Source organism: Herbiconiux sp. A18JL235 (assembly GCF_040939305.1).
GTDB lineage: Bacteria > Actinomycetota > Actinomycetes > Actinomycetales > Microbacteriaceae > Herbiconiux.
The window spans coordinates 3,330,368-3,351,138 of record NZ_CP162511.1; the positions used below are offsets into that span (position 1 = coordinate 3,330,368).

Here is a 20,771-nt window from a genome sequence, read left to right on the forward strand (position 1 = left end):
TTCGGGAGAGAGTACGCCTTTACACCCGATCGGGGCGCAGCCAGAGCAGAGCCGTCGCCATCTGCGTGAAGTCCGTCATGGTGAGGGGGTCGAAGCCGGTCAGCTCCTGGATGCGCTTGATGCGGTACGTCACCGTGTTCGGGTGCACGAACAGCGCTTTGGCGACTGCGGCCTGCGAGTGGTTGCAGGCCACGAGGGCCTCGAGGGTGTCGAGCAGGTGCGGATGCCCGCGAAGGCCTCCGAGGCGACTCTCGACGAGCCGGTCGGCGAGCTTCGGCTCGCGCCCGAGGAGCACCTCGAGGAGCACGTCGTCGAACTGCACGACCCGGGTCGTGGCCACCCTGCCGAGGGCGATCGCCACCGCATCCCTCGCCTGCTCGCACGACTCCTGCGCCGCAACCAGGTCGCCGCTCGGGCCACCCACCCCCACGGCGTACCCGGCGGTCGACTCGAAGCCGTCGACGGCACGGGCGAGCGCCTCCTGGATGTCGCCGGCGCTCCCCCTGGGCCGGGCGAGCGCCACCGTCAGTCTGCCCATGTCGCCGAACAGCAGAGGGCCGGCGACAGACGCCTGCAGGGCCGCGGAGATGCGCTGCCGCAGTCGCAGCACCTCCACGTGATCGGCGTTGCGCACGCTGCCGATGGCGAACGAGAGCCACGGCCCCTGCTGCTCGATGCGGAGGGTGTGCGCCCAGCGATCGAGATCGCTCGCGGCCGGCACGGCACCGTTCGCGATCGCGGTCACCAGCTCGTTCTCGACCCGGCGCTGGGCCGCCTCGATAGCCGACGCCGTCTCGCGGTAGGAGTTGATCATCTCTTCGGTGAGCAGGTCGAAGGTGCTGATGATGAGATCGGCGTAGTGGCTCGTGAGTTCGACGGGCCACGCCTGCGACCCCGAGAAGATGTCGAGGATGATGGTGCGCTCGGTCGAGCGATAGGCCTGGATGACGGACTCGAGCGGCACACCCTGGCTCGCCCGACGGCCCCCGAGGTCGCGCCCCGGCAGCAGTTCGTCGCGCGAGGGCGGGCTGCCCCGCCGCAGCACCCGCACCCCGAGGTCGATGTTCTTCGCGACGGAGGGGATCAGCTCCTTCTTGTCGAAGACGTCGTCGGAGTACCCGACGTAGTTGTCCCACATGAGGTCGACGGCGCGGGCGGTGAGCAGCTCGATGTTCGGTGCGTACCGGAACGATTGGGAGACCATCCCAAAATTCTAAGAGAAACGTTGGGGTTGATCCCGTCGATTTGTGAGAGTCCACCTGGAACTGTGGAGGGGTGACAGAGCAGTCACCCACGACACCGGGAGAAGCCCATGACGGCAATTCAGCAGATCGAAGCGGACCTCACGGTTCCCACCCCCGCCCTCATCGATGACATCGCGAGGCTCGACGGCGACATCATGGTGCTCGGCGTCGGCGGCAAGGTCGGCCCGAGCGTGGCCATCATGGCCCGCCGCGCCATCGAGGAGGCGGGCGTCGACAAGAAGGTCTTCGGCGTCGCCCGCTTCAGCGATCCGGCCGCGCGCGAGTCGCTCGAGAGCTACGGCGTCGATGTCGTTCCCGCCGACCTCACCGACGACCTCGAGCTCGACGGGCTGCCGGAGGCCCGCAACGTCATCTTCATGGCGGGCAACAAGTTCGGCACCACCGGCAACGAGCACCACACCTGGATGATGAACTCCTACCTTCCGGGCCGGGTCGCCCAGCGGTTCCGCGACTCACGCATCGTCGCCTTCTCGACCCTCGTCACCTACCCGCTCGCCGACGTCACCACCGGCGGTTCGCGGGAGTCGGATGCGTCGGGGCCGATCGGCGAGTACGCCATGTCGTGCCTCGGTCGCGAACGCATCTTCGAGCACTTCTCGCTGCAGAACGGAACACCGCTGCTGATCTTCCGTCTCGGGTACTCGATCGAGACGCGGTACGGCGTGCTTCAGGAGATTGCGCAGGCTGTGCACGACGGCACGCCCATCCCGCTCGCCATGGGGCATGCCAGCGTCATCTGGCAGCGCGACGTCGCCGAGTACGCCATCCGTTCGCTGCATCTGGCCTCGACGCCCCCTCGTCGGCTCAACATCACCGGCCCCGAGATCGTGTCGATCCGCTGGCTCGCCGAGCGGTTCGGCGAGCGATTCGGAAAGGGGCCGGTGTTCGACGGGGTGGAGACCGGAACGGCCTACGTGATGGACGGCTCGTCGCTGCAGACCGAGTTCGGGTTCCCTTCGACCACGCTGGCGCAGATGATCGAGCGGGTCGGCGACTGGGTCGCCGCCTCCGGCCCCACCATCGGCAAGCCCACGAAGTTCCAGCAGCGCAACGGCGAGTTCTGAGGCGGGCGGCATGACGAACACCGCCACCGCTGCCACGCAGCTCGCCGACGACGGGGACTCGCCCGTCGCTCCCCCACCGCCGCGCCGCCGAAGCGCCTGGTCGAAGAACCACAAGTGGGTCATCACGCTGGGCGTCGGGCTCTTCGTGCTGCTCGTCTGGCAGCTCGTGGCCGTGCTGTTCGAGCTGCCCACCTACATCCTGCCCACCCCGGTCGACGCGGCGGAATCGCTCTGGACGAACCGCGACGAACTGTGGTCGGCGACGCTCGTCACCACGGGAGAGGTGCTCGCCGGCTTCAGCATCGCCGTGATCGTGAGCATCCCGATCGCCATGCTCCTGGTGTCGTTCCGCTGGTTCGAGACCGTCGTGTACCCGTTCATCGTGCTGCTGCAGACCGTGCCAAAGATCGCGCTGGCGCCGCTGTTCGTGGTGTGGTTCGGGTTCGGCATCCTGCCGAAGATCCTCGTCACCTTCTTGATCTGCTTCTTCCCGATCCTCCTCGACACCATGACCGGGCTGCGCTCGTCGAACCCCGACATGGCGAGCCTCGTGCGGTCGATGGGCGGCGGCAAGTGGTCGATCTTCCGCAAGGTGCGGCTTCCCGCCGCCCTCCCCCACGTCTTCGCCGGTGTGAAGGTGGCGATCACCCTCGCGGTGGTCGGCGCGGTCGTCGGCGAGTTCGTCGGTGCCACCCAGGGGCTCGGGTACCTGTTGCTGCGCGCCAACGCGAACCTCGACACGCCCCTGCTGTTCGCGGCGATCGCGATCCTCACGGTTCTCGGCCTCGTGCTCTACTACGCCGTCTCCCTGGTGGAGCGGCTCGTCATCCCGTGGCACGTCTCCCAGCGCTCGGAGGGCACGGTCACCACGGGGCCCGCCGTCTGAGCCCCGCCCTCCACACCCACCTCATCCCGTACCACTCATCTCAGCAGCACACATCTCAAAGGAGAGATCCGTGATCAAGACCCCCGCCCGGCTGGCGTCACTCGTCCTCGCCGGCTCCGCAGCCCTGGCCCTCGCCGCCTGCTCCGGCACCACCCCGCCCGACTCGCCCGCCGCCACCGGCAGCGCCGAGCTCGACGTGCTCCCCATCCGCCTGAACTGGACCTTCGAGGCCGCCGACCACCCCTGGTTCTTCGCCGGCATGGAGGAGGGCATCTACGCCGAGCACGGCATCGAGCTGCAACCGCAGGAGGGCACCGGTTCGGCGTCGACGCTGCAACTCGTGGCCTCCGGCAGCGACCCCGTCGGGCTGGTGGATGCGGGAACGATGATGGGCGGGGTCGGCAAGGGCCTGCCGGTGCAGGCGGTGTGCGTGCTCGCTCAGCGCAACCCGATGTCGGCGATCTTCCCCGCGTCGGCCGGCATCACGAGCCTCGACGACCTGAAGGGCAAGACGATCGCGGTGACCCCGGGCGACTCCCTGTCGCAGATCTTCCCGGCCGTCCTCGCGGCGAACGACCTGAGCGAGAGCGACGTGAACATGGTCGGCCTCGCCGACCCGGCCGCCAAGCAGAGCTCTGTCCTCACCGGCGCATCCGATGCCTTCCTCGGCTACTACACCCTGCAGCTGCCCGCGATCGAGCAGACCTCGGGCGAGGACATGGACTATCTCGCGTTCTCCGACCTCGGCGTCGACACGCTCAGCATGGGCATCGTCGTGAACAAGGCCTGGGCCGGCGAGAACGAAGACCTGCTGACGCGGTTCGTCGCGGCCACCCAGGAGGCCGCCCAGTTCGTGGTCGACAACCCCGAGAAGGCCGCCGACGACTTCGTCGCCGGAGTGCCGAGCTTCGACCGCGAGCTCGCCCTCACCCAGATCGATGCGGCGGTGCCCCTGCTGCACACCGAGGCGACGGAGGGCTCACCGATCTGCGAGACCGACGAGAGCGACTGGGCCGGCACCGAGGAGATCCTGTCGACCTACGCCGGCCTCACCCCGGCCGACTCCCTCGACGCCTACTACACCAACGACTACATCAAGTGAGCGAGCCGACACCATGAGCACGGTAGACACCAGGAACTCACCCCCTCCCACTCCGGGAACCGGCACCCCCATCGACGTCGGCGCGCTCGAGATCGAGTACGAGACGAGCGGCGGACCCGTTCACGCCCTCGGCCCGATCGACCTCTCCATCAAGGCCGGGGAGTTCGTCTCGGTCGTGGGGCCGTCGGGATGCGGCAAGTCGACGCTCCTGAAGGCCGTCGCCGGGCTCATCCGGCCGAGCGCCGGCGGGGTCGCGATCGGCGGGGTACCCGTCACGAAGCCGCACAGCGACCTGGGCATCGTCTTCCAGAACCCGCTGCTGATGGACTGGCGTTCGGTGCTGTCGAACGTGCTGCTGCAGGCTGAGATGCGCTCGATGCCCAAGCAGCAGGCCACGCAGAAGGCCAAGGCGCTGCTCGCCCAAGTGGGACTCAGCGGCTTCGAGAACCGTCGGCCGCACGAGCTCTCGGGCGGCATGCAGCAGCGGGTGGGCATCTGCCGCGCCCTCCTCCATGACCCGCCGCTCATCATGATGGACGAGCCGTTCGGAGCCCTCGACGCCCTCACCCGGGAGCAGATGTGCTACGACCTGCAAGACCTGTGGATGCAGCGGCGGCCCACCGTGCTGTTCATCACCCACTCCATCCAGGAGGCGACCCTGCTCTCCGACCGCGTGATCGTGATGTCGAAGCGGCCCGGGCAGATCCTCGCCGAGTTCGAGATGACCCGCCCGCGACCCCGGTTGCTCGACGACGACGAGCATCCCGAGGTCGACCGGGTGAGCCGCGAGATCCGGCGCCTGCTCGGCGTCACCGACCATGCCACGACCAGGAGGGCATCATGAGACTCATCTCGATCGATCGAACCGGATTCGCCGCGGCGGCCCTGGTGACCAGCGGCGACGACGGCGCGGAGCTCGTGCTCCCCGTCATCGCGGCGGGCAACGGCACGGGCACCGGTTCGACGGTTCCGGTCTCGATGAACGACCTGCTCGACGACTGGCAGTTCTGGAGCGAGCGACTGAAGGCGGTGCACGCCGAGGCGTCACCCGAGTCGTGGCGCCCGATCACCGACTTCGAGGTGCTCGCACCGGTGCCGCATCCGCGCTCGGTGATCTGCATCGGCCTCAACTACCGTGACCACGCCACCGAGACCGGGGCACCCATCCCCACCCAGCCCGTGGTGTTCGCGAAGCATCGCTCCTCGGTGGTCGGCAGCGGCACGGCCGTCGAGCTGCCGGGCTCCTCCGACGAGGTGGACTACGAGGCCGAGCTGGCCGTCGTCATCGGCCGGCGGGTCTTCGAGGCGTCGCCGCAGGAGGCGTTGCGGGCGGTGGCCGGGTACACGGTGATGAACGACGTGAGCGCCCGCGACTGGCAGGCACGCACCAGCCAGTGGATGACGGCGAAGTCGTTCCCGACCTTCGGCCCGATGGGGCCCGCGCTCGTGACGGCCGACGAGCTCGGCGACGCGCGCGGGCTGCGGATCGGCCTGCGCGTCAACGGCGAGACGCTGCAGGACTCGTCGACCGACGAGATGATCTTCGGCGTCGCCGAGCTCATCAGCCACCTCTCGCAGTTCTGGCCGGTCGAACCCGGCGACGTGATCGCCACCGGCACCCCGGCCGGTGTCGGGTTCACCCGCACCCCACCGGTGTTCCTCCGCGACGGCGACGAGGTCGAGGCGTTCATCGAGGGAATCGGCGTGCTGCGCAACCCTGTGGCGAGCCGCGCGGCGCGACCGGCGAGTGGCGCAGGTGCGTTGCAAGGCGCTCGGGCATGAGCGTGCCCGGCCCGTTCCCGACCTCGTTCCCGGCGGCGCGACGGCGCCGTCGCCTGCTGGGTGACGTCGACTTCTCGGTGTTCGTGTGCGCCGACGTCGGGCTTCAGGTCGGCCCGCCGGGCGCCACCCGCCGGCTCGACGAGCTGCGGCGGTTCGCCGAGCTCGACGCCGACGGCATCCTGCTCACCCAGGCGGCGCTGCCGACCTTCGCCGAGACGCTGGCCGCCCGCCCCGAGCTGACCCTCGTGGTGCGCCTCGACTGGTGCAACCAGTGGCGGGGGCCCCAGCTCAGCCCCGTCGCCGACGGCGTGGGGGTCACCGTGTCGACGGCGGCCGAGGCGGCGGCGAGCGGCGCAGACGCCGTCATCCACTACTGCCTCCTCGGTCACGGCGACCCGCGGGTGGAGGCCGACTACGTCGACCGCGCCGCCCGCGCGGTTCGCGACGCGCACGACGTGGGGCTGGCGTGCATCCTGGAACCGCTCATCCGGGGCACGAACGCCGAGGGGCGCGAGCGGGATGCGGCGCACCTGATGTGGGGCATCCGCACCGCGGAGGAGCTGGGGGCCGACGCGGTGAAGGTCGAGCAGCCCGCCGACGGCGACGCCGACCGGGTGATCGGCTCGGCCGGCGTGCCCGTGCTGCTGGCCTCCACCCCGCCGATCTCCGCCGCCGATGCCGTGCGCCGCGCCGCCGAGGGTGCGCGGGCCGGGGCGGCGGGGGTCGCCTACTCCTCCGACTTCTTCGCGGCCGAGCGGCCTGCGGACCTGGTGGCGAGCATCCGCTCAGCCGCCCTCACACCGTCTCGAAAGGACATGTCATGAAGATCGCCGTGCTGCAGGGGCCCAACCTCAACCGCCTCGGCGTGCGCAAACCGGAGGTCTACGGCACGGTGACGCTGCCCGACATCGTCGCCGACCTCGACGTGCTCGCCGGTGAGATCGGGGTGGAGCTGGTGCACTTCCAGTCGAACCACGAGGGTGCGATGATCGACTGGCTGCAGTCGGTCGAGGGCGAGATCGACGGCGTCGTCTGCAACCCCGCCGGGCTCACGAACTACGGTCTGTCGCTGCGGGACGCACTGAACGAATGCGGGGTTCCGGTGGCCATCATCCATCTCTCCAACGTGCACGCGCGTGAGGAGTGGCGTCGGCACGACGTGTTCGCCGAGATCGCGACGGTGTACTTCGCGGGGGCCGGGTGGTACGGCTACCGGCACGCGCTGCAGGCGCTGCTGTCGAAGATCGGGGCGAAGTGATGGCGAGCGACCGGCTCGGGGTACCGAGCTCGATGCGGGCGGCGATCTGGAACGGCGGTTCGCCCGAGCTCGTCGTCGAGACGGTACCGGTGCCGGTGCCGCAGCGGGGTGAGGCGCTCATCCGGGTCGCCGCCTGCGGCGTGTGCCACACCGACCTGCACGTCATGAAGGCTGAGGTGGCGTTCCCGCCGCCCGCCGTCATGGGGCACGAGGTGAGCGGCACCGTCGTCGAGATCGGGGCGGGCAGCGAGACCGAGCTGGCGCCCGGTCAGCGGGTGGTCGGGGCGTTCATCATGCCGTGCACGGAGTGCGAGATGTGCCGGGCGGGCCGCGACGACATGTGCGAGGCGTTCTTCGGCGAGAACCGCCTGAAGGGCAACCTGTTCGACGGAACGACGCGGCTGCACCGGGCCGACGGGAGCCGGCTGTCGATGTACTCGATGGGCGGGCTCGCCGAGTACGCGGTCGTGCCGGTGTCGGCGCTGGCGCCGCTGCCGTCGGGCCTCAGCTTCGAGGAGGCGGCCGTGCTCGGCTGCGCGGCGTTCACCGCCTACGGCGCGGCGGCCAAGTCGGAGATCGTCGCCGGGGAATCGATGGCGATCGTCGCGGTGGGCGGTGTCGGGTCGAGCCTCATCCAGGTGGGCCGGCACCTCGGGGCGTCGCCCATCATCGCCATCGACGTCGATGACACCAAGCTCGCCGCGGCGCGTGAGCTCGGCGCCGACGTGGTCATCAACTCGACCCGGGAGGATGTGGTGGCGCGCGTGCGCGAGGTCACCGGCGGCAAAGGCGTGAGCGTCGCGTTCGAGGCGCTCGGCAGGCCGCAGACCTTCGAACTCGCGGTGTCGCTGCTGCGGGAGGGCGGAAGGATGGTCGCGGTCGGCATCGCCGCGGGGGCTGCGGCGGCGGCTGTGCCGATCACCCCGCTGGTGCGACGGGGGCAGGTCATCATGGGCTCGTTCGGGGCGCGCACGCGGCGCGACCTGCCGAAGGTGGTGGAGATGGCCGCCTCCGGCGGGTACGACGTCGACCGCGCGGTGACCCGGCGGTACTCGCTCGAGCAGGCGGGAGAAGCGTACGCGGCGCTCGACCGCGGGGAGATCTCGGGGCGGGCGATCGTGACGATGGGGGGCTGAGGAGGCTCGGGGGGCTCGGGGGCGCTCGCTCGGACGGTCGGCGCTCGGTGTGCCGTGCTCGGGCGGTCGGCGCTCGGCGCTGGTGTCAGCCGCGCAACCGTGTCAGCCGCGCATCCGTGTCAGCCGCGCATCCGTGTCATCCGCGCATCGCGACGCCGCGGCGCCAGTAGCCCATGAAAGCGACCTGCGCGCGGTCGACGCCCAGGTCTTTCACGAGGTGGCGGCGCAGGGTCGTGACGACCCCGCTCTCCCCCGCGATCCAGTAGTAGCAGTCGCTCGCGGGCGCCGGCGCGGGCGCGATCTCCTCGCCGAGCCCGGAGTAGTCGGGGGTCTCCCACACCGTGTCTTCGCCCTCGATGTCGGTCACGGCGATCTCGCCCGCATCCGTGTCGCCCAGGTGGTCGAGCACGGTCGGGATGAGGCGGGAGCCGTGCGGCTCCTCGCCGCGCGCCAGCCATCGCACCTCGACGCCGGCGGGGGCGGCGATGGGCAGTTCGTCGGCCGCCGACGGCACCTCGATGAACGCGATGCCGCGCAGCTCGCGTGGTGAGTCTTCGAGGATGCGCGCGATGGCCGGCGCAGCCGTCTCGTCTCCCGCGAGCAGCACCTTGCCGGCCTCGCGCGGCTCCCACTCGGTGCCCCCGTGGTCGGAGCGCCCGCGCCGTGGTCCCACGATCAGCACCTCGTCACCGGTCGTCGCCGTGTTCGCCCACCGCGACGCCGGCCCGCTCAGCCCGGGCGCGAGGTGCAGCACGAAGTCGACGACCAGCTCGGTGCCCGCATCCGTCACCCGCAGCTCGCGGATGGAGTAGGTGCGCATGGCTCCGCGCTCGCCTTCGGGCACGGCGAGGTAGGCGCCCCACCAGTCGTCGACCGTGCGGTCGAGGGGCGGCAGCGCTCCCGACTCCGGTGGGAACACGATCTTGATGCGCGCGTCGAACACCTCCCCCAGCGTGCCGAGCTCGTCGAGCTCGACTCCCCCGAACGTCACCCGCACGTACGCGGGCGACGCCCGTTCGACCCCGCGCACCTCGGCGAGCGTGAGCACGTACGGCGAGCGGATCTGGGTGTCGGTGGACATGATGCCTTTCGATCGGGGCTGCCAGGCTAGGCAAGGCTCACCTAACCTATCATCCGAGCCCCCATCCCGTCTTGGCCGTCGTCGGTGGCTGTGCCTACCATCGTCTTGCGCGGGCCGGCGTGCTTCTCACGGGAGGGGCAGGATGCTCGGCGACGGGCCCATACGAATAGGTCGAGACGAGTGGGTTCTCATCCGCGACAACCCGCGCTACCCCGCCGCCCTCGTGCGCCGCCTCCACCCCGGCACTCCCCTCGAGCACTACCGCGTCGTCACCTTCGACATCGACCCCGCCAAGCGCCTCCTGGTCGGCCGCTTCCGCACCCTCGAGGCCGCCGACCGCGCCGTCCGCTACCCCCTCCCCACCGCCCACGTGCCCGAAGCCCTCAACCGCTTCGGCGCCTACGAGCAGCGCCCGCCCTGACGCGCCTCAGCGCGGCTCGTCGGCGCGGCGCGTCAGCCGCGCCGCACACCGTCCCTCCGGCTCCGGACCTGAACCGCTTTCACGACCAGGAGGGCAAGCGCGAGCAGTCCGCCGGTCGCGGCGATCAGAAGTCCCGCTCCGAGCATGGTGACGACGAGGTCGGCGCCTGGCCTCGCTCGCACGACGCCCCCCGGGTCGAGGTCGGCGAGCGCCACACTCATTGCGGCAAACGGAACCCATACGACGGCACTCGCGGTTCCGAGGACGAGGAGTGCGCGGAATACGACGCCACCCCGGGTCATGGTGCGGTCGGTGAACATCACCGGCCGGGTCAACACAGTGATGAGGGCGAAGACCGCGGCGATCACGACCGCCATACCGGCGATGGGTGCACCACGCCATGCCGCTCCGGGAACACCGGCCGCCATCACCCCGAAGACCACCGCGCACCCCACGCCTAGAGGAACCGCGGCAAGCACACCCAGCAGAACGACCAACGGCAGGCGCCGCGTGGTAAAGCGGAACATCCGGCGCTCCTCAGTGATGACCTCGCGTTCCCCGGGGAGGGACGCGACTTCAACCTATCTGCTGCCCGATTCCCACGGCGGGTTTGCAGCACATATTATGTATGATGATTGGCAAACGAGGAGGTTTCATGCTGCAGAGGGTGCTGGGCGGGCTTGTCGTGTCGGAGGTGGGGTTCGGGGCTGCACAGCTCGGCAATCTCTACCGGGAGACCAGCGACGAGGAGGCGGCAGCCGCGGTCGACACGGCGTGGGAGGGCGGAATCCGCTACTTCGACACGGCACCGCACTACGGCCTCGGGCTGTCGGAGCGGCGGCTCGGCGCCGCGTTACGCGGTCGCCCGCGCGACGAACTCGTCATCTCGACCAAGGTCGGCCGCCTGCTCGTCCCCACCCCCGAGCGTGCCGCCGCAGGGAAACTCGACGACGACGGCTTCGCCGTGCCCGCCGCCTACCGGCGCGCCTGGGACTTCTCGCGCGACGGCGTGCTGCGCTCGCTCGAGGCGAGCCTCGACCGACTCGGCATGGACCGCGTCGACATCGTCTACCTCCACGACCCCGACGAGCACTGGGAGGAGGCCTCGACGACGGGCGTCGGCGCGCTCGTCGAGCTGCGCGACCAGGGGGTCATCGGCGCGATCGGCGCCGGCATGAACCAGGTCGGGATGCTCGCCCGCTTCGTCGAGCGGTGCGACGTCGACGTCGTCATGGTCGCCGGCCGCCACACCCTCTTCGACCGCTCGGCCGAGGAGCGGCTGCTCCCCCTGGCCTTCGATCGCGGCGTCGCGATCGTCTCCGCCGCCGTCTACAACTCGGGTCTGCTGAGCCGCGCCGAGGTGCCCGACGACGCGACCTACGACTACGGGCCCGCCCCCGAGAGCGTGATCGAACGCGCCCGTCACCTCGCCGAGATCTGCTCGCGCCACGGCGTCACCCTGCCCGACGCCGCGGTGCAGTACCCCCTCCGCCACGACGCCGTCGCATCCGTCGTCATCGGCATGCGCACGGCCGAGCAGGTGACGAGCACGCTCGACCGGTACGACACCCCCATCCCCGCCGAGGCCTGGCGAGAACTGGAGTCGGCGTGATCATCGACGCGCATCTGCACGTGTGGGACCCGAGCCGGGCGCCCTACCCGTGGCTCACCGACGCACTGCACCCGATCGACCGCACACTTCTTCTCGACGACATCGCGGGTGAGCTCGAGGGCGCCGGCGTCGACCGCGTCGTGCTCGTGCAGGCAGCCGACAACGCCGCCGACACCGAGGTGATGCGCGCCGAAGCTGCACGCCATCCCGACCGCGTCGCCGGCATCGTCGCCTGGCTGCCGCTCGACGACCCCGCCGCGCTCGAAGCCGCACTCCCCGATGTCGCCGCCGACCCGATCATCGTCGGCATCCGCAATCTCATCCACGACCGCGAGCCTGGCTGGCTGGCCGGTGACCGACAGGATGCGTCGCTGGCCCTGCTCGAAGAGGCGGGCCTCTCGCTCGACTTCGTGACCGCATCGCCCGACGCCCTGGCCGAGATCCCCGCCCTTCTCGAGCGTCACCCCGGCCTGCGCGTTGTCATCGATCACCTCGGTAAGCCGCCGATCGGCGGTGCACCCGAGGAGCGCAGCGCCTGGCGCCATCTCCTCGCCACCGCCGCCGCGAACCCGCTCGTGCACGCGAAGCTCTCGGGCCTCTACCCCGCGGTCGGCGACATGCGCACCTGGAACGTCGACGACATCCGCCCCTTCGTCGACGACGCCGCCGCGATCTTCGGCGCCGACCGCCTCCTCTACGGCAGCGACTGGCCCATCGCCGAGCTCGCCGGCGGCCACCGGCGTGTGCACGAGGCACTCCTCGAGATCCTCGACGGCTGGAGCCCCGCCGAGCGCGCAGCAGTGCTCTCCGCATCCGCCACCGCCTTCTACGGCCTCGCACCCGCACCGGCCGGCGGCGCCCCCGACGACACCGACGACACCCCCGACGACCTCCCCACCAGCGAAAGGACGACCGCATGAACGGCCTCGTCTACACCGGCAACCGCGAACTCACCCGCGTCGACCTCCCCACCACCCCACCCGCCCCGGGCGAGGTGCAGGTGGCTGTGGCTTACACCGGCCTCTGCGGCACCGACCTGCACATCTTCCACGGCAACATGGATGCGCGGGTGCAGACACCGCTCGTGTTCGGTCACGAGATGAGCGGCACCGTCGCCGCGGTCGGCGAGGGCGTCACCGACTGGGCCGTGGGCGACGTCGTCACGGTCATGCCCCTCGACTGGGACGGCACCTGCCCGGCCTGCCGAGCGGGCAACGAGCACATCTGCCAGAACCTCGACTTCATCGGCATCGACTCCCCCGGCGCGCTGCAGCAGCTGTGGAACGTGCCCGAGCGCACCCTCGTGCGCATCCCCACCGGCACCCCGCTCGACCACGCAGCGCTCATCGAACCCGTGGCCGTCGCGGTGCACGACGTGCGCCGGAGCGAGCTGCAGCCGGGCGACCGCGCCGTCGTCATCGGCGGCGGCCCGATCGGGCTGCTCATCGCGACCGTGGCCCGGCACGCCGGCGCCGAGGTGCTCGTCATCGAGCTCGACGAGAAGCGGCGCGCGCAGATCGCCGCGCTCGGCTTCTCCACCCTCGACCCGCGCGAGCGCGACCAGCGCGAGGCCGTCGAGGAGTGGACCGACGGGGCCGGCGCCGACGTCGTCTTCGAGGTGTCGGGCGCAGCCGCCGCAGTGCTCGGAGCGACCGACCTGGCGAAGGTGCGCGGCACCCTCGTGGTCGTCGCCATCCACCCCACGCCGCGCCCGATCGACCTGCAGCGCGTCTTCTGGCGCGAGCTGCGCATCCTGGGCGCCCGCGTGTACCAGCGGGCCGACTTCGAGACGGCCGTGCAGCTGATCGCCGACGGGGTCATCCCCGCCGAGCAGCTGATCACCCGCGTCGTTCCGCTCGAGGAGACCGCCGAGGCCTTCGCCGACCTGGAGTCGGGCCGGGCGATGAAGATCCTCGTCGACGTGGCGGGCACCCGATGAGCGGCCTGTTCGACCTCACCGGAACCACGGCGGTGGTCACCGGGGCCCGGCGCGGCATCGGCTTCGCCATGGCCCTCGCCCTCGCCGAGGCCGGCGCCGACATCGTGGGCGTGAGCGCCTCGCAGCCCGCCTCGGGCAGCGAGATCGAGAGCGCGGTGGTGGCAGCCGGCCGCCGTTTCGAGGGGATCGCCTGCGACTTCGCCGACCCCGAGGCCGTCGCCGAGCTGGGCCAGACCCTGGCGGGCCACCGGGTCGACATCCTCGTGAACAACGCGGGGGTCATCGAGCGCGCCCCGGCCGCCGAGCATCCGCTCTCCTCGTGGGATCGCGTGCTGCAGGTGAACCTCACCAGCCAGTTCGCGCTCACCCAGGCCATGGTGCCGCAGATGCTGGCGCGGGGCCGGGGCAAGATCATCTTCACCGCCTCACTATTGAGCTTTCAGGGCGGCATCAACGTGCCGGGTTACACGGCGGCGAAGTCGGGAATTGCGGGTCTCACGAAGGCCCTGTCGAACGAATGGTCGGTGCAGGGCGTCAACGTGAACGCCATCGCCCCCGGCTACATCGCCACCGACAACACCGAGGCCCTCCGCGCCGACGCCGAGCGCTCGGAGGCGATCCTGGCGCGCATCCCGGCGGGCCGCTGGGGCGAGGCGGGCGATCTCGCCGGCGCGACGGTGTTCCTCGCGTCACGCGCGTCGGACTACGTCGACGGCATCGTGCTGCCCGTCGACGGGGGCTGGCTCGGTCGCTGACTCGAGCTGGTGGTTCATCGTTCATATGATGTATGCTCTATCCTGAATCCGCTTCACCGATGTCAAGGACGATATGAAAATCACGGGCTACCGAACCGTTCGCACCCACCGTGACTGGGGGCGACCGGTGGGCGATGTCAACGGCTTCATCGCATCCGGCATCACCGAGGTTCCGGTCGTCATCATCGAGACCGACGAGGGCGTCGAGGGCGTCGCCCTCGGCTCCGACCACGACCTGGCGCGCATCTTCCCGGCCCTCGAGGGCCAAGACCCCCGCGGCGTCTCCGCGCTCTACGACCGGATGCTCGCCCACGTCTTCAAGGCCGGCCACAACGGTGCCACCTTCGGCGGCGTGGCCACCTTCGACGCCGCGCTCTGGGACATCAAGGCGAAGCTGGTCGGCGAACCGCTCTGGCGCCTGCTCGGAGCGACCGACCGTTTCGTGCCCGGCTACGCCTCGGGACTCGACATCGCGCTGAGCGACGAGCGGCTGGCGGCCTTCTACGAGTCGATGGCCGAGCGCGGCTTCACGAGCGGCAAGCTCAAGGGCGGGCGCGACGTCGAAACCGACCTGCGCCGGCTCGACATCGTGCGGGGGGCCCTAACCCGCAACACGGCACGGCCCGCCCTCATGCTCGACGCCAACGAGTCGTGGAACCTCAAGCAGGCGGTGCGGTTCGTGAGCGCCGTCGAGGCCGAGGTCGACCTCACCTGGATCGAGGAGCCGCTGCGCCGCTGGGACGCCCACGGCCACGCCCGCCTCTCGCGGGCCGTGAACGCGGCGGTCGCCACCGGCGAGAACCTCACCGGCCTCGAGCAGTTCCGCAGCCTGTTCGACCTCGGCGGTGTCGACATCGTGCAGTCGGGCGCCGTGTGGGGCATCACCCATTTCCTGCGGCTGGCCTACGCCGCGCACGCGCGCGACCTGCCGATCAGCCCCGTGGGCTTGACGAGCAACCCCGCCGTCACCCACGCCGCCGCCGCGGTGCCCAACCACCTGACGGCCGAGGTGCAAGATCTCGCGGCACCCTTCGGGGTCGTCGTCGACGAGGAGTTCGTCGACGGAGGCATCGTGCTGGGCGACGCCCCCGGCGCCGGCCTGCGCATCGACGAGGCGGCCATCGAGTCCGCTCGCGAGCAGGGCGATTGGATGCAGGCCGCCGGTCCGCACGTGCGCCCCGTGCGCGCGGGCCTGATGCTCACGGCAGACGCGCCTGAGGCCGACTCAACGCCGGCACCCCTCAGCATCTAGAATGTTGAGATGAATGATCTTCGGGCGACCGGCGGCTCGTCGCGGGTCTTCGATCGTGCGGCCGCGCGCACGCCGGTCTCGCGACTGGGCGTCGCCGTCGTGCACGACCTGGTCACCGCGATCGTCACCGGCGAGATTCCCGAGGGAACGATGCTGCCGATCGAGACGGAGCTCAGTTCCCACTTCGGCGTGAGCCGCACGGTCGTGCGCGAGTCGGTGAAGCGCATCGAGGAGAAGGGCCTGGTCGCGGTCGTCCAGGGCAGCGGAACGACGGTGCGCACGCGCGAGTCGTGGAACGTGCTCGACCCGGTGGTGCTGCAGGTCATGCTCGAGAACGACGCCTCGCTCGGCGTGCTCGACGACCTCGCCGTCGTGAGGAGCTCGCTCGAGGGAGCGATGGCGGCAGCAACCGCCGCACGCCGCTCCGACGACGAGCTCGACGAGCTCCGCAGCGCCTTCGAGCGCATGGAGGAGACCATCGACCACGAGGTCGAGTACAACGACGCCGACATGCTCTTCCACGTCGTGGTGATGCAGCAGTCCCGCATCGCCCTCGCCGAGAGCATCACGCGTTCGCTGTTCTCGCGCGCACGCGAGTCGGCCCGGTTCACGGCGAACCCGTCGCTCGACGCGTTCCGCAAGACCCTCGAGGAGCACCGCAAGGTGCTGGAGGCGATCGAGGCCGGCGACGCGGCAGGGGCCGAGGCGGCGATGCGCGCCCACATCATGGATGCCTGGCAGCGCCGCCGGCAGCCGACCGCCCGCAACCCCTGAGGAGTCGCGGGCGGCGTGAGTCGCGGGCGTGAGTCGCAGGCGGGCGCGCCGCCCGCGCTTCAGTCCTGGTGCCAGACTTCCGCGAACTGCTCCCAGTTCGGCGCACCTGAGCCCTCACGGAACGGCAGCTGGCACGGCGCGGTGTACGACCACCACTTCTGCGTCTCCGGGTCTTCGGCCATCCGCGCTTGATCGGCCTCGTAATCGTCGCCCACGTACTCGTAGTAGCCGAGAATCACGTCGTCGAGCACGAAGATCGAGAAGTTGCGGATGCCGCACTCCGTGATCGTCGCCTCCACCTGCGGCCACACGTTCGCGTGCAGCTTCAGGTACTCGGCTCTCTTCTCGGGCACGAGCCGCGCGGCCATGCCGAACCGCCTCACGGGCGTCTGCGCATCCGTCATTCCTTCGTGCCTCCCGCGGTCATGCCGGTCACCAGGAACCGCTGCGAGAACAGGAAGATCACCAGCACGGGTGCCACGGAGACCACGGTGGCCAGGGCGAGCACCGGCAGGGTGATCGTCACCGAGGCCGAGCTCGTGGGGTTGAACAGCGGCACGTTCGACAGCAGCTCGGCGAGGCCGACCTGAATGGGCGACTTGCGGCCGGGCGCCATGACGAACGGCAGGAAGTAGTTGTTCCAGTTGCCGACCAGGTTGAAGAAGCCGACCAGGGCGATCACCGGCGTCGCCAGAGGCATGGCGATGCGGGCGAACACGCGCCACTCCCCCGCGCCGTCCATGCGGGCGGCGTCGAGCAGGTCTTTCGAGACGCTCGTCGAGAAGTAGATGTAGGTGAGGTACACCCCGAACGGGAAGAACGAGAACGGGAGGATGACGGCGAGCGGGTTGCCGACGAGCTTCAGCGCCGACATCTCGAGGAAGATCGGCAGCACGAGCGCGGTGCTGGGAATGAGCATCACGATCAGCGTGACGACGAGCAGCGTCTTGCGCAGCTTGAAGTCGGTGAGGGCGAGAGCGTAGCCGGCCGGGATGGTGACCAGCAGCGTCACCACGAGGGCCGCGCCGGTGTAGAGCACCGAGTTGCCGATCCAGACCCAGACGATGCCGCCCTGGAACTGCATCAGCTCGTTCCAGTTCGAGGCCAGGGTGTCGAAGCCGCCGAAGCTGAACGGCGCATCCAGGAGCAGCTGGCCCGCCGTCTTCGTGGGCGCCAGGAGGAGCCACAGGATGGGGACGGCGAAGAAGACGACGAAGAACAGCAGCACGACGGTGACCAGCACCCTCGTGATCCATTGCGCGGGAGACACGGCTACCCGGGTACGTCGGCGGGTGGCGGTGGCGAGATCAGTCGCGTTCAAAGAGTCCCCCTCGGAAGACGAACACAGCCGACAGGGCGCCGGCGACGAGGAGCAGCAGGAGTGAGATGGCGGCGGATCCGTTGAAGTCGCCCTGCCGGAAGGCGAACAGGTAGGCGAGCTGGTTGATGGAGTAGTCGGGCGGCACGACACCCTTCGACGCCTGCGACAGCACGCGCGGCTCGACGAAGAGCTGGGTTCCGGCGGCGAGCGACATGATCGCCATGTACGAGATCCACTTGCGCATCAGGGGGATCTGGATGTGAAGGGCGGTCTTCACCGGGCCCGCACCGTCGATGCGGGCGGCCTCCAGCACGTCGCCGGAGATGTTGTTGAGGGCGCCGTACATGATAACGATCCAGCCGCCCGCGCCCGTCCAGAAGGCGATGACGGTGAAGATGATCGGCAGGTTGTCGATCGACACCGTCTGCACGAAGGTGTCGAAGCCGAGCGCCCGGAGGAGGAAGGCGACCGGGCTCACGCTCGGGTCGAGGAGGAACAGCCACAGCATGACGCTGGATGCTCCGGCGAGCGCCCCGGGGATGTAGTAGACGAAGCGGTAGCTCGACGACAGCCACCGGCGGCCGAGGCCGTGCACGAGGAGCGCGAGCAGCACCACGAAGATGAGCAGCGAGGCGAGGTAGAAGACGAGGTAGACGGCAACGTGTGCCACCGCCGGGAGGAACCGGTAGTCGTTGAAGACCTTGATGAAGTTGTCGAACCCGGCGAACGACCCGTCTTTCGTGAACGACAGGAAGACGGCGTAGAGGGTGGGGAACACGCCGAAGGCGAGCAGCAGCAGCACGTAGCCGGAGACGAACACCGTGCCGATGCGGCTCTGCGAGCGATCCAGCCGGCGGCGGCGGGAAGACGAGGGCTCCCGCCCCCGCCGGGCCTCCGAGGAGGCCGCGGCGGCGGCGGGAGCGGTGACGGTTGTAGTGATGAGAGTGTCCTTCGTCGCGGTGGATGCCGCAGCATCCACAGGATCGGATCTACTTGACGGTGTAGCCCTGCACCTGGGCCTGGTTGAGGTATTCCTTCTGCAGGTCGGGCGCCAGGTCGGCCATGGTCTTGCCCGCCGCGATGCCGGGGATGACCACCGAAGCGTACGCGGTCTCGGGGCTGAAGGAGGGGAAGCCCCAACCGTCCCACACGCTCGACGCCGCGGTCGAGATCGCCGACTTGAAGTCGCCGACGAAGAAGCCCGAGCTCGCCTGGTCGGTGAGCCACGTGTCGGCGGCCGACTCGTAGGCGGGGAGACCGGAGGTGAGCTTCACGGCGTCGTCGGAGCTCGTGACGAACTCGAGGAACTTCGCGACACCCTCGAGGTTCGCGGAGTGGCTCGAGCCGTACCAGACGCCGCCACCCACGTTGCCGGTGACCTTGTCTTCACCTTCCCAGCTCAGCGGTGCCGCGGCGCCGATGGTGCCGGCTGCGGCGTTCAGGCTGTCCGGGTTCTGGAAGAGCGCGCCGGCGTACCAGGCCGGGCCGGGCATCCCGAGCACCTTGTCGCTGTACTTCGTCACGAAGTCGGCCCCGAAGACGGAGTCGTTCACGAGGGTGCCGTTCTCGACCATGTGGTCGAGCATCTCGGTGACCTTCTCGGAGTTGGGGTCGGAGAAGTCGCTGGTGAAGGTGTCGCCCTCGGTCTGGAAGACGGGGGCCTCAGCACCCCAGTAGTAGATGTAGGGGCCCTGGAACGAGTCGCCCACCGAACCGAGGATGTATCCCGGATGCTCGGCAGCGACCTTGTCGCTGAGCGCCTCGTACTCCTCCCAGGTGGTCGGCACCTCGTAGCCGAACTCCTTCATGAGGGTGTCGTTGTACCAGTAGACGACCGGGGCGAGGTCGTTGCGCACGCCGTAGACCTTGTCGTCGACGGTCATCGGGGTGAGGGCGCCGTCGGTGAAGCCGTCGAGGAAGTCGTCGGAGAGGAGCCCCTGGTTGAGCACGGCGGCGAACGGCTCGGCGCCGTTGTTCGACTTGCTCGCCCACGAGGTGTCGTTCTGCTGCGTCGAGAACACGACGTCGGGCCATCCCGAACCCGACTGGTCGAAGAGAGCGACCTTGGTCTTGAACGAGTCGCTGCCGCCGGCCGAGCCGTCGTAGGTCTCGATGTTCACGGTGAGGTCGGGGTTCGCGGCCTGGAACGCCTTGGCGATCGGCTCGCGGGAGGAGTCGACCCACACGGTGAGGGGTGCGTTCGCGTCTTGCTCGACGGCGTTGAAGCCGTAGTCGGAGCCGCCTCCGCCGCCCGATCCGCTAGAGCAGGCGCTGAGCGCGGCGACCGCGGCCATGCCGGCTGCGAGTGCGATGGTGCGGAGTGCGAGACGAGAGCGTCGATGCTGTGATGCCATTGCGCGTCCTTTTCTGGTCGGCGTCCTTGACGACAGGGTCCGTCGTTCTGACGGCGAGTGCTAGTACATCATACATCTCATGTAATCGCAACGACGGCAGCGTGCGCGTCTGGTTTCTTGCGTTCTTTGCCGCTTATCGGGCCAGGGCAGGGAGGAGCACGAAGTCGACGAGCTCGCGGATGCTCTGCATCTCCAACGCCCGCTGGCGCAGCGTCACGCTGCCGAAGGCCGCCGTCGGGACGATCCCCGCTATGAGCTCGACCGGGATGCCGCTCGGCACGACGCCCCGCTCGATCCACCGCTCGATCACGGCGACGAGCACGGCGACCGGCGGGCCGCCGATGCTCTCGCGCGCCGCTTGGTAGAGCTCGGGGTCGCGCCCGATCTCGCTCAGGATGCGCGACAACACGAGCGCGGCCCGGTCGCCCGAGTCGGCGAAGTGCGAGGCAGCGGCGAGGAGGTCGTCTCGGAGGTTTCCAGTGTCGGGTACCTCGCGCTTCTGCTGGGTCGCGGCGACCGCCGCCACCACCAGGGCGGCCTTGGTGTCCCACCGGCGGTAGATCGCCGACTTCCCGCAGCGCGCTCGCGCCGCCACGGCCGCGATGGTGGTGCCGCCGTAGCCGTGCTCGATCAGCAGGTCTTGGGTGGCGGTGAGGATGCTGCGCTCCACCTCGGGGTCGCGGGGGCGCCCGGGGCCGGTGAGAGCATCCGTCGACATGGGCCCATTGTACTTAACGGTTCCGAGCGGTACCGTATCCGCATAACGGTT

General features: G+C 69.8%; 23 protein-coding genes. 15 read left to right on the forward strand and 8 right to left on the reverse strand.

Annotation, left to right across the window (positions count from 1 at the left end):
- Positions 1 to 19: 19 nt before the first annotated feature.
- Positions 20 to 1,204: a PucR family transcriptional regulator gene (locus ABFY20_RS15565; protein WP_368497150.1), complete on the reverse strand. Its 1,185-nt coding sequence runs from the start codon at positions 1,202 to 1,204 to the stop codon at positions 20 to 22.
- Positions 1,205 to 1,312: 108 nt separating this feature from the next.
- Between ABFY20_RS15565 and ABFY20_RS15570 the strand changes: the two genes are divergently transcribed.
- From ABFY20_RS15570 to ABFY20_RS15605, 8 genes are all read left to right on the forward strand, one after another.
- Positions 1,313 to 2,329 carry an NAD-dependent epimerase/dehydratase family protein gene (locus ABFY20_RS15570; protein WP_368497151.1) on the forward strand — a complete coding sequence of 339 codons (1,017 nt, stop codon included), beginning with the start codon at positions 1,313 to 1,315 and terminating at the stop codon, positions 2,327 to 2,329.
- A 10-nt stretch (positions 2,330 to 2,339) separates the two neighbouring features.
- Entirely contained in the window at positions 2,340 to 3,215 is an 876-nt protein-coding gene (locus ABFY20_RS15575) for an ABC transporter permease (RefSeq protein WP_368497152.1), read from the forward strand.
- Positions 3,216 to 3,285: 70 nt separating this feature from the next.
- Positions 3,286 to 4,317, forward strand: a complete 1,032-nt coding sequence (locus tag ABFY20_RS15580) for an ABC transporter substrate-binding protein (RefSeq protein WP_368497153.1) — start codon at positions 3,286 to 3,288, stop codon at positions 4,315 to 4,317.
- 13 nt (positions 4,318 to 4,330) lie between these two features.
- On the forward strand, positions 4,331 to 5,161 hold the full coding sequence (locus ABFY20_RS15585) for an ABC transporter ATP-binding protein (protein WP_368497154.1): 831 nt from the start codon (positions 4,331 to 4,333) through the stop codon (positions 5,159 to 5,161).
- Positions 5,158 to 6,099, forward strand: a complete 942-nt coding sequence (locus ABFY20_RS15590) for a fumarylacetoacetate hydrolase family protein (RefSeq protein ID WP_368497155.1) — start codon at positions 5,158 to 5,160, stop codon at positions 6,097 to 6,099. The genes ABFY20_RS15585 and ABFY20_RS15590 overlap by 4 nt, the downstream gene beginning before the upstream one ends.
- On the forward strand, positions 6,096 to 6,923 hold the full coding sequence (locus tag ABFY20_RS15595; protein ID WP_368497156.1) for a hypothetical protein: 828 nt from the start codon (positions 6,096 to 6,098) through the stop codon (positions 6,921 to 6,923). The genes ABFY20_RS15590 and ABFY20_RS15595 overlap by 4 nt, the downstream gene beginning before the upstream one ends.
- A complete protein-coding gene (locus ABFY20_RS15600; protein WP_368497157.1) occupies positions 6,920 to 7,357 on the forward strand; it encodes a type II 3-dehydroquinate dehydratase in 438 nt (145 codons plus the stop codon). The genes ABFY20_RS15595 and ABFY20_RS15600 overlap by 4 nt, the downstream gene beginning before the upstream one ends.
- Entirely contained in the window at positions 7,357 to 8,493 is a 1,137-nt protein-coding gene (locus ABFY20_RS15605) for a zinc-binding dehydrogenase (protein ID WP_368497158.1), read from the forward strand. The genes ABFY20_RS15600 and ABFY20_RS15605 overlap by 1 nt, the downstream gene beginning before the upstream one ends.
- A 136-nt stretch (positions 8,494 to 8,629) precedes the next feature.
- Here ABFY20_RS15605 and ABFY20_RS15610 read toward each other — a convergent pair whose 3' ends face one another.
- Positions 8,630 to 9,574: a siderophore-interacting protein gene (locus tag ABFY20_RS15610; protein ID WP_368497159.1), complete on the reverse strand. Its 945-nt coding sequence runs from the start codon at positions 9,572 to 9,574 to the stop codon at positions 8,630 to 8,632.
- A gap of 142 nt (positions 9,575 to 9,716) precedes the next feature.
- Here ABFY20_RS15610 and ABFY20_RS15615 point away from each other — a divergent pair, with 142 nt between their 5' ends.
- Entirely contained in the window at positions 9,717 to 9,995 is a 279-nt protein-coding gene (locus ABFY20_RS15615; RefSeq protein WP_368497160.1) for a hypothetical protein, read from the forward strand.
- A gap of 32 nt (positions 9,996 to 10,027) precedes the next feature.
- Here ABFY20_RS15615 and ABFY20_RS15620 read toward each other — a convergent pair whose 3' ends face one another.
- Positions 10,028 to 10,522 (reverse strand): hypothetical protein, encoded by a 495-nt coding sequence (locus tag ABFY20_RS15620; protein ID WP_368497161.1) that lies wholly within the window; start codon positions 10,520 to 10,522, stop codon positions 10,028 to 10,030.
- A gap of 128 nt (positions 10,523 to 10,650) precedes the next feature.
- On the opposite strand from ABFY20_RS15620, the gene ABFY20_RS15625 reads away from it, so the two are divergent.
- The 6 genes from ABFY20_RS15625 to ABFY20_RS15650 all read left to right on the forward strand — a co-directional run bounded on the left by ABFY20_RS15625 (position 10,651) and on the right by ABFY20_RS15650 (position 16,327).
- A complete protein-coding gene (locus ABFY20_RS15625; RefSeq protein WP_368497162.1) occupies positions 10,651 to 11,607 on the forward strand; it encodes an aldo/keto reductase in 957 nt (318 codons plus the stop codon).
- A complete protein-coding gene (locus tag ABFY20_RS15630) occupies positions 11,604 to 12,527 on the forward strand; it encodes an amidohydrolase (protein ID WP_368497163.1) in 924 nt (307 codons plus the stop codon). Before ABFY20_RS15625 ends, ABFY20_RS15630 begins: the two co-directional genes overlap by 4 nt.
- On the forward strand, positions 12,524 to 13,546 hold the full coding sequence (locus ABFY20_RS15635) for a zinc-binding dehydrogenase (RefSeq protein ID WP_368497164.1): 1,023 nt from the start codon (positions 12,524 to 12,526) through the stop codon (positions 13,544 to 13,546). Before ABFY20_RS15630 ends, ABFY20_RS15635 begins: the two co-directional genes overlap by 4 nt.
- On the forward strand, positions 13,543 to 14,301 hold the full coding sequence (locus ABFY20_RS15640; protein ID WP_368497165.1) for an SDR family oxidoreductase: 759 nt from the start codon (positions 13,543 to 13,545) through the stop codon (positions 14,299 to 14,301). The genes ABFY20_RS15635 and ABFY20_RS15640 overlap by 4 nt, the downstream gene beginning before the upstream one ends.
- 127 nt (positions 14,302 to 14,428) lie before the next feature.
- Positions 14,429 to 15,553, forward strand: coding sequence for a mandelate racemase/muconate lactonizing enzyme family protein (locus ABFY20_RS15645; RefSeq protein WP_368497166.1), 1,125 nt, complete (start codon positions 14,429 to 14,431; stop codon positions 15,551 to 15,553).
- A gap of 9 nt (positions 15,554 to 15,562) precedes the next feature.
- Positions 15,563 to 16,327 (forward strand): FadR/GntR family transcriptional regulator, encoded by a 765-nt coding sequence (locus ABFY20_RS15650; RefSeq protein ID WP_368497167.1) that lies wholly within the window; start codon positions 15,563 to 15,565, stop codon positions 16,325 to 16,327.
- A 59-nt stretch (positions 16,328 to 16,386) separates the two neighbouring features.
- Here ABFY20_RS15650 and ABFY20_RS15655 read toward each other — a convergent pair whose 3' ends face one another.
- The 5 genes from ABFY20_RS15655 to ABFY20_RS15675 all read right to left on the reverse strand — a co-directional run bounded on the left by ABFY20_RS15655 (position 16,387) and on the right by ABFY20_RS15675 (position 20,720).
- Positions 16,387 to 16,731 (reverse strand): L-rhamnose mutarotase, encoded by a 345-nt coding sequence (locus ABFY20_RS15655; protein WP_368497168.1) that lies wholly within the window; start codon positions 16,729 to 16,731, stop codon positions 16,387 to 16,389.
- Positions 16,728 to 17,648 carry a carbohydrate ABC transporter permease gene (locus ABFY20_RS15660; RefSeq protein WP_368497169.1) on the reverse strand — a complete coding sequence of 307 codons (921 nt, stop codon included), beginning with the start codon at positions 17,646 to 17,648 and terminating at the stop codon, positions 16,728 to 16,730. The genes ABFY20_RS15655 and ABFY20_RS15660 overlap by 4 nt, the downstream gene beginning before the upstream one ends.
- Entirely contained in the window at positions 17,635 to 18,627 is a 993-nt protein-coding gene (locus tag ABFY20_RS15665; RefSeq protein ID WP_368497170.1) for a carbohydrate ABC transporter permease, read from the reverse strand. Before ABFY20_RS15665 ends, ABFY20_RS15660 begins: the two co-directional genes overlap by 14 nt.
- Positions 18,628 to 18,637: 10 nt before the next feature.
- On the reverse strand, positions 18,638 to 20,002 hold the full coding sequence (locus ABFY20_RS15670; protein ID WP_368497171.1) for an ABC transporter substrate-binding protein: 1,365 nt from the start codon (positions 20,000 to 20,002) through the stop codon (positions 18,638 to 18,640).
- A gap of 133 nt (positions 20,003 to 20,135) precedes the next feature.
- Positions 20,136 to 20,720: a TetR/AcrR family transcriptional regulator gene (locus ABFY20_RS15675; RefSeq protein ID WP_368497172.1), complete on the reverse strand. Its 585-nt coding sequence runs from the start codon at positions 20,718 to 20,720 to the stop codon at positions 20,136 to 20,138.
- Between the last annotated feature and the right edge of the window lie 51 nt (positions 20,721 to 20,771).